The following is an 8,648-nucleotide window of genomic DNA, read 5'->3' as shown; positions in this document are numbered from 1 at the left end:
CGGCCGGTTGACGCCCATCGAATACGAGACCATCATCAACACAGCCGCCTCAGCGGCATGACACCGACACTGTCACCTGATCGTGCACCAGTCCCTCACTCACGTTTCGTACGGTTGGACACCGAACCGCCCAACCCAAGGAGCAGCATGTTGACCCGTACCATCCTCGCCCAGAGGGACCTCTACGCTCCCGACACAACCGATGTCGCGCGCACCTATGACCCTGGCTGGCAGTGGTGGCACTGGATGCTGGCGTTCCTGGGCATCGCGACCGCCGCTGCGCTGTGCGGTGTCGCCGTCTGGATTATCGAGGGCCACGTACCCACCACGCTCGGCGTCATCAGCATCATTGTGAGTGGACTGTTCGCAATTGTCCTGTACGGCTACAGTTTCGGACGCTTACTACGACACACGTCCACGACCTGGTTGGCGCTGGTTGCCACTCTCGTAGCCCTCGCCATCATCTATTGGGTATCTCGAAGTTTCGCATGCTTCACCCGAGACGGGGATGCCGAACTGGTCGCCGCGATCCTCGCCGTGGCACTGGCCATTGTCACCGCGATCTGCGCGCTGATCGACTACTGGCATCGCGGAGCCGCCGAGATGCCCACATCGTTCAAGTTCTGGGTCATGCTGACTGTGTGTGGCTGCATCGGCGGAGGTGTGTGGCTCGCGAAGAATACGTACCTGCGGCCCCCTCAGATCGTTGCGATCGCAGCTAGCGGGCTCGTTCTCATTCCCGGTCTGATTCTCATCGTCAAGGACGTGCTGTCGTCGGCCTGGACCAGTTTCATCGGGGGATAGGGAGCGGCAGGAGAGGCCGGGCCTGTCTGTTCCGGGCGGGGAACAACAGCAGACCTCGGCCTCCCCTGCCGCCCAACGACACTCAGATTGGGCACGAGGAGAACGTCGAAGTAATTGCTCGCCGTGTGCCGGATCATCATTGAAGTGTCGCTGGTCTTTTCGCGCCGGGGACGGCGTCAGGTAGAGGTGATCGTCTGTGCCACAAACACTTTTCGTGATTGGTCATAGAACCAGCGGTGGCCGTTGTGACTGTATCCGGTGTCGGGATCTGTGGGGTCGAGTGGGGCGGCCTCGTTGTTGCGCACCAACTCCCGAACCTCGCCAGGGGTTAGTGTGGCCGGCCGCGCCGCCGTCGAACCGGTGGGTCGGGCCTCGACGTCGGCATTCACCCAGTCAGCCACACCGTGAAATCCCGGTACCGCCCGCGGTCGAGCCGAGCAGGTATCAGGACCGCACGGTTTGGTGCCCAGGTCCTTGATCGTCGATAGGAACGGGCGTAGATAGTGGACATGCCAGGCCGCCATGTCCGACCAATACTGGCCATCTGAGGTGTGTGAGTCATCGTAGGCCGCCCGATGCGCGGTCATCAGCGCCGTCAGCTCCTCCACCATGCGGGTATGGCGGTACCAGCATCCCGGGATCACCGACCCCAGCTCATAACGCACCCGCAGCCAGCCGACCCAGTCGATCAGTTCCGACCACAGTTCTTCGGCGTCGGCGCGGTTCAGACTTTCCCAGCAGAACCGCGACGGCGAGAACTTCGGTCCCGCAGTCGACCCCTTCTCGGCGACCGCGGTCACGACGCCGACTCCACAGCCAGATCGTCAACGGTGGCATCGAGGTTGCCGGTCTGGCAGATGTGATCGAACAAGGCCTCCGAGATCCGGGCTTCGTCGGCAAGGTCTGGTCGTTCCCACAGCGTCGGCATCCGCAGCATAATCGGCTTGGAACCGCGATAGATCATCAACGCTTGGTCCTCATCCATCTCGCGTATCTCGTTGACTGACAACACATTCTTCATTCGAGTCTGACCGGGTTGTGGACCGTAGGCTTCCTCGTACTGGCCGAACAACCGTGACAACGACGCCAACTCCTCCTCATCGCCCAGGCCGGGAAGGATGATCCGGTTCGGTGCATTGATGGTGAACTCGCGGCCAGCCTCACGCCCCCACCGCTTCTCGTTCTGTAGCCGGTTGTGTGCGTACGCCCAGATACTCAGGCCGCGGCCACCGCTGTCGGTCATCATGTCGGGCAGGCCTGGAATCGGGGCGATGTTGTTGACCTCGTCAAGCACGAACCGCGCGGGAACCGTTAGCCGTCCACCGGGTTGGTGCTGGGAATGCAGGTCGAGGATCTCATACACCTCGGCGGCCAGGGCAGCGACGATCGGAGCGACCTGCTTCTGCTTCAACGAACACGCCAGGTACAGGGTGTTCGCGCCGTCGAGCACGAACCGCCGCAGGTCAATCGACTGCTCGATCGGCGGGTCGACGACCGCGGCCACACTGGGATCGGCCAGCGGTTCCAACATGCTTGCCACCGTGGAGAACACATCGTCGATCGAGTCGGACTCTCCCGCGGCCAAACCGCGAATGTCGGCGGCCCACATCGGGTTTGACTCGACCAAGATCCCATAGGGTTCTTCCCATTCCTTGAGATTCACCCAGGTACGAACCTGCCGTAGCCGTAACCCCTCGACCGCGGCCGCCATCAGATAGCAGCGCAGCACTGTCGTGGCGCGCGACTCCCAGAAACCCGCGTTCTTCACCTGTCCCAGCGGTGCGGCCTTCACCATGGATTCGGCACGGCGCATCGCCACCTGTTCGTCGTCACACCCAGCGAGCAGCGCCCACCGCAGCGGCCGGGGCCAGCCGGTGATGCCGGTTGGGTCGAAGATCTCTACCCACCCCACGTCGCGGCGCGCGGCAAAGCTGGCCTTGATCAAATCAGCCTTCGTTGTCGTGGCAAGCAGGAAACCCGGTGCATCCCAACACCGTTGCACCGCCGACCGCCACGTCTTACCGGCACCTGTCGGCCCTTCGATCAGGGTGCAGTCGCGATGCTGCACATAGACCGGTTCGCGTGACCCGCGCAGCTGCCCGACATAAATCGCCGCCTCTCCTGGATCGATGTCTTTAACCTTCTGATCCCGCAGCGCCGGCGTTGACGTCCGCGCACGAGCGACCGCAGCCTCTTCGGTGAGATTCGCGGCGATGAGGTCCTCACGGGATGCCAACCCCCGCTGCCGGGTTTCGCGGCGGGCCCTGCGCGTATCGATGACCGACCACACCCACCACGCGAACGCGGCGACAGCGACCACCAGCACCACAACACAGGCCCACACCAACCATGCCGGCCCCGGTGCCACGTCCCCCGGCCACGACGCCGCCGGATCACCAGGACTGGTGACAAGCGCTTTGAGGCCCGCGAACAGAGCTGGGTCGTCACCTCCGGGCCAGGCCCACCCGTGCCCGGCCAACACCCCCGACAGGGCACCGGCACACGACACCAGAGTCAACGCAGCCACGACAGCGCCCATCACGGCCAGGATCGGGCCCGCCGAGCTCGACGAGTTATGGGTCGACGACCCAGACTGGTGATAGCTCATAGCGCGGTCCTTTGCGGTTGAATACGGGCGGGTTCAGGAAGTTCGGGCATCTCCGTGGCGGTGAGCCACGACCACACGGCCATGCCCTCAACGCCATCAGGAATAGGTGAGGCGGTGTTGTCGGCGTGGTCGGCGGCCGCCGACATCGCATCGCCCAGAGACACCGAATCGTCGATGAACGCCGCCGTGGTCGGGTCGGTGTCGGTGAAGACCAGCGTGGCCGACGCTGCGGTACGAGACAGGTTGTAACGCAGGCACACCCGGAAACGGCGGCGCTCGTCGATGGCTGTCGACAGCAGCATCTTGGCCGCGCCGGACTCCACCGGCAGCCAATGCTCATCGACCAGCATCACCGAGAGCTCTCGCACTACCGCGATACCGGCATTGTTCACCAAGAATGTGCCGATCATCATCAGATGTGAGGCGTCATCGCCGGCCCAGCCATCCAGTTCGTCGGCGAAGTGCTTGCGGAGCCGTTTGTGGACATCCTCGGCGAGAACCAAAGAGGTGTCGGGCAGGTGTTTGACAACCAGCTTGTACCCGTAGCGTGCTTCCTCGATAGCCTTGATCTCACCGACGAGCAAGAGCAGCTGGGTCGTCTTTCCCGGCACTGATTGGGCAGCCTTCCACGCTGCGTGTCGTCGAGATAGCAACTGCCGCTTGTGCTCTGCGTCAAACGGTTCAGGGATGAACAGCTTACGGTCGAGTGCCTGACGCTTGGCGGTCTTACCGTGCGCGGCTTGACGCAAATGCCACGAGACCACCCGCCAGTTGCGTCGACCAGCCATTCTCGGAGACCACGACGTCAGCCCAGCCTCATCCCACAGATAGTGCAGCAATGCCCGCAGTGTCAGTTTGTGGCCGTCGGTGGACACCGACTCGGCATCTGCTCCCGCCGATACGTCCGGAGCTGCACGCCCAGCGCTCTGCGAGAGCGCAAAACCCAGGCGCAGCGCAGTCATCCCGGTTTCAGGGTTGTCGGTGATCGCTTCGCCGATCACTTCTCCCAGCCCCGACAATCCGGCGGGCGGCTCCCAAGAGGCGCACTCGGCGGCGTGATCAGTCGCCGATCCCGGCATCCGCTTCACGATGAGTCCTGACGGCGTGCTGGCCACATACATCGGCACTCCCGGCCGACGGCATCCGCACAAGGGCCGCACACCGTCGCGGCGAGCTTGTTCGAGCATCCTCTGCGCGTCTTGGTCACCGACGGCATCGATCACATCGCCGCCCACCGTGTAGCGCGACATCGTCTCAGAACCGTTCCGGCGTAGTGATTGTCATGCGGGTGTAGCTCGTGGTGAGCACACCGACAACCCCGATGACCACAGCGATGAGACCGGCCTGCCCGACCGTCGCTGGCCATGGTCCCGACGTGATCGCGATGACGAAACCCAGGATGGCCAGCAGCGCGGCGATCAGCGTGAAGAACATCCCTGCCGAGTTCGTGATCTGCAACAGCCCGACCATGGCGCCGGCCGCGACGATAGCCGCCGCCGCCGCAGCCAGCCACGCCGCCGTCGACGGCGATAATTCCGGGCGCACGAGCTGGTGATCGATCCAATAGTTTCCCGGTACCCACCTCGAGGTCGCCACGTTGACAATCAGCACCCCGAGATACCCAACCATCGCCGCGATCACCGCCGTGATCACCGCGCCACCGACAAAGCGCCCCAGATCGACACCAGGATCGAACGCCGACCGGCGGTGGGTTGGTCGACCCTGCGGTGCGGGTGCACCACCGGTCTCATACTGCTCAGCGGCGTAGGCATCGATCCGCGGCTGCACCGGTGGGTCGTACTGGTCGATATATCCGCCGTTGGCGTAGTCGTAGGGCCCCGGGGTGTACCCAGGTTCATACGGAGCTAGCGGGGCGTCAGCAGCGCTGTAGGCCGTCGTTGACGGTCGTGTGGCGGGCGGACTCTGTCGCCCGATGGGATCGTTGGTGGTCACGATGAGGTCCTCTCCTGTGGTGGCCATCCGGCCGGGTGTTTTACGTGGTGCCTTCCAGGACGTTGTCGGTATTGGTGAGGTCGCGTTCGAGCTGAGATCGCACGTGCTGCATCAGGATCGGGTCGCGGCCCTTCATCCACATCAAGCACTGCCCGCGGCCGAGCTGGGTGAGCACATCCACGGTTTCCGGCGGCAGGTGATACATCTGGCAGACCTCGACAGCGTCGTCGTTGCGGCCCTGCTTGTAGAGCAACGCGATATCGGATTCCTGCATGAGTGCGCGTGAGGGTGAATCCTTCGCGTGATCGGACAAGTGATGGAACGCCGACCACGTCGAGTAGCCCAGGCCGCGGGAGAGTTTCATGTTTCCGCGGGCGACCTTTCCGGTCGCGCCTTCGCCCAGGAACCAGCCCTCCTCGAAGATGCCGATTGTCTGTCGTCGAGCCAGCGACCGTGCGGCGAGCCGGTTGGCCAACCAGGTCTGAGCGGTCGTCATCACCACGCGCAATCCCGGCCCCTGCTCAGGGAGCGCCGACAGATCGAAGTGCACAAAGGGATGCTTCAACGCCTCTTTCACCGACCGGCTCGTCGGCTGGTCCACAAGCCCCCGCAGCGCGCCGTCCACCAGCTCAAGAATCGCCAGACCCGGCTCGACTCCCCACTCCAATGATCGCGACGCCCACCGCTTACCGAAGTACGCGTAGTCACCCAGATCGCCCTTGATTGATTCGGGTACGTCCTCGCCGCGCCGCACGAAATCGAGAGCAGCCTCCGACTTGCCACCGGCTCCGTCGAGGAGTTGTCCAGCCACGTCGACCAGAAGCGGCTCCGTTCCCGACTCCACGGCCCGCTGGTTCACCACAGCCAGGGCCCATCGCACAGCCGCCTTTTCGCGGGGATTCAGGGGACGTTCCATCGCATCCTGTAGCACCGCGAGCAGCAAGAGCTCTTGGCCGGCGGGCACCACACCCGGTACGCCCCCGGCGTGGCGACCGTCGGTGGAGATCTCCGGATCGAGCAGATTCAGTGATACGCCACCACCGCCGGCACGGAAGGTCACCGACTCGACACCCAAAATGTCAGCGATCGGCCCATACTCCCCTCGGCCGCCCTGGTTCTTCTTATCGAACGCCACAATCTGACGCTCCAAGATCAACTGCCGAAACAGGCCAACGGTTTTCATGATCGACGACTTCGACGACCCGATATCGCCGATAGCGCACACGTTGACTCCATCGATCACCCGATCCCGGTACAGCTCGAACGGATCCAGGCGCACCGCGGCCTGGCCCATCAGGTTTCGGCCGGCCAACAGCCCGCCATGCTGCACCGGCTGGCGTGTCGTCGCCAGATTCAACGCTTCGGCCTGCCGGGTGGTCGTCCACGCCCCAGCCGGGCGGCCTTCATACCACCCCCACTTATCCAGCCAGCGCCGCCGTTCCGGGGGTTCGATACGTTCTCGCAGAGCATGCAGAGCGTGCTCGGCTTCTGCGTCACCGCTCGCCAACGGCCCGACGCCGTCCTCCCGGCCCAGCACCCAGCGCCACCATTCAGTGATGGTGCGCCGCTCTCGTTCGTCCTCGGCGGCCGCGAGGTCCTCGTCGACCTCGATCCGATCCTCTGTTGTCGTCATGTGGATGCCTTCCTCGTCAGCGCGTGTATCGGGTCGACGCCAAGCCCCGACCGAGGGGCAGGGTCCAGAACTGTGCGATGTCGTGATCTCCTTCGCGCCAGCGCAATTCGGTGATCGCAGACTCATCAGCGGCCGCGGTGACCCGCGCACACGCCCGGTCACAGTCATCTCCGTCGTGGCCCGTCACCGACAGCGACATCGACCAAATCACTCCGTGATAGCCCGATCCCTCCCGCAAATCGAGGGCGCGACGAGCCGACGCAGAAGCCATCACCTCGGAGGTTCCGTCGCTGATCTTGCCGCGACGCTCCGACTCGATCGCTTGGGCATAGTCAGAGGTCTGATGCTTACGAGTGACCTGCCGCGCCCGGTCGGCGGGGACGAAATCCATTCGCACAGAAATGGTTCGGATCGTCGGACACGGCGGAACACCCTCGCCGGGATCACCTTCGTCGGGCTCCACACCGGTCAGCAGCGGAGCAAGCCACGCAGGTCCCAACGGGACCGGCGCTACCTTGCCCGGTGGCACGACCGCAACGCGCGTATGCCAAGCGACGGCATCCTCACGGTCAGGCAGCGGCCTCACCACGAGCGCGTCGACACCCCCCACATAGGACGGGAAGCAGTTTTCCCACCGGACCCCCTCGTGCTGGTCGAGGGGATACGACGGGTCGATCATCGCCCGCATTACCGCGCACGCTCGCTGCTCACCGAGAACGTCGACACGCCCGTATCCGCTGGCCTCCAACGCCCGCTGGATGCTGGCGACCTCATCGCGGAATACCTGCGCCACGCCACCTTCGACCGGGGCGTCTTTCGACCCCGCCAGTCGCGCCGCCTGCTTCATCAACGCCCCGGTCTCCCCCAGGCACACCACCAGATAGGTGCGGTGATCCTCGGCGTAGGGGCGGATCGAATCCACCACCTCGCCGTAGGACACGATCGCCGGATAGAGCCGTTCAGCGAGGTCGGGCGGCAGTCCCGCCACTCGTTCGGTGATCCACTGCTCGTGCGGGTTGAGATCCGACGGCACGCTGCGCGACACCATTTGGAGACTCTTCACATGCGAGGTTCGGCGTGCGCACGCGTTATAGACCGAATCGCTGAGCGCCTGAAGGTTCTGCGCCCACTTGCTGTCCGAACGCAACCCCTCCGCCAACCCCTGCACCGACAGCACAATCGAGAAGTAGTTCGCCTCACCAGGGTTGTGGTGCCACAGGATGAACATGTCGTCGAGGCCGGTCCCAGCCAAATCCAGCGGCTCGACCTTGCCCAGCGGCACCGGACGTGACCACCCAGGATCGACATCAGGATTGCCGTAGTCGGGATCAGCCTCGTTGATGTGCACATGCTCACCGCGACGTCGCCGCAGCCACTCATGGAACCGATGCATCTGCCGCGACGCGAACGATCCGTTCCCGAAATCGACGACCGCACCAATCGTGCCGGGAATGGCGATCGCGGCCACCACGAGCCCGATGAGCTGTAGCCAAATGATCGACACCAGTGTGATCACCAGCGCGACACCCAAAGCGAGCTTCGCCGGCATCGGTACACCACCGACGTAGCGGCTGGCGACCTCGCCACCCAGGATCGATGTCCGCACACCCTCGCGTTCCGCGTTGGCAACGTCAATTGTGGTCATACTGT

7 protein-coding genes are annotated in these 8,648 nt (G+C 64.0%); 1 reads left to right on the top strand and 6 read right to left on the bottom strand.

Annotation, left to right across the window (positions count from 1 at the left end; translation table 11 throughout):
• Positions 1-147 precede the first annotated feature (147 nt).
• A complete protein-coding gene (locus ACZ4TW_RS22300) occupies positions 148-804 on the top strand; it encodes a hypothetical protein (RefSeq protein ID WP_465546490.1) in 657 nt (218 codons plus the stop codon).
• 176 nt (positions 805-980) lie between these two features.
• Here the strand turns inward: ACZ4TW_RS22300 and ACZ4TW_RS22295 are convergent, their stop codons facing one another.
• The 6 genes from ACZ4TW_RS22295 to ACZ4TW_RS22270 are packed head-to-tail and all read right to left on the bottom strand — an operon-like array spanning position 981 to position 8,643.
• Positions 981-1,604, bottom strand: coding sequence for a hypothetical protein (locus ACZ4TW_RS22295; RefSeq protein ID WP_465546489.1), 624 nt, complete (start codon positions 1,602-1,604; stop codon positions 981-983).
• The gene (locus ACZ4TW_RS22290; protein ID WP_465546487.1) at positions 1,601-3,412 is read right to left on the bottom strand and encodes a type IV secretory system conjugative DNA transfer family protein; all 1,812 of its coding nucleotides are present in this window, start codon (positions 3,410-3,412) and stop codon (positions 1,601-1,603) included. The genes ACZ4TW_RS22295 and ACZ4TW_RS22290 overlap by 4 nt, the downstream gene beginning before the upstream one ends.
• A complete protein-coding gene (locus ACZ4TW_RS22285; protein ID WP_465546485.1) occupies positions 3,409-4,662 on the bottom strand; it encodes a DUF1173 family protein in 1,254 nt (417 codons plus the stop codon). Before ACZ4TW_RS22285 ends, ACZ4TW_RS22290 begins: the two co-directional genes overlap by 4 nt.
• A 4-nt stretch (positions 4,663-4,666) precedes the next feature.
• The gene (locus ACZ4TW_RS22280; RefSeq protein ID WP_465546483.1) at positions 4,667-5,365 is read right to left on the bottom strand and encodes a hypothetical protein; all 699 of its coding nucleotides are present in this window, start codon (positions 5,363-5,365) and stop codon (positions 4,667-4,669) included.
• Positions 5,366-5,405: 40 nt separating this feature from the next.
• Complete coding sequence (locus tag ACZ4TW_RS22275; protein WP_465546481.1) at positions 5,406-6,998, bottom strand: hypothetical protein; 1,593 nt, start codon at positions 6,996-6,998, stop codon at positions 5,406-5,408.
• A 16-nt stretch (positions 6,999-7,014) separates the two neighbouring features.
• Positions 7,015-8,643: an SCO6880 family protein gene (locus tag ACZ4TW_RS22270; protein WP_465546479.1), complete on the bottom strand. Its 1,629-nt coding sequence runs from the start codon at positions 8,641-8,643 to the stop codon at positions 7,015-7,017.
• Positions 8,644-8,648 lie beyond the last annotated feature (5 nt).

The organism is Agromyces sp. NPDC029043 (assembly GCF_055564615.1).
The sequence above is the reverse complement of the archived record's forward strand: the minus strand, read 5'-3'. Positions and strand labels throughout refer to the sequence as shown.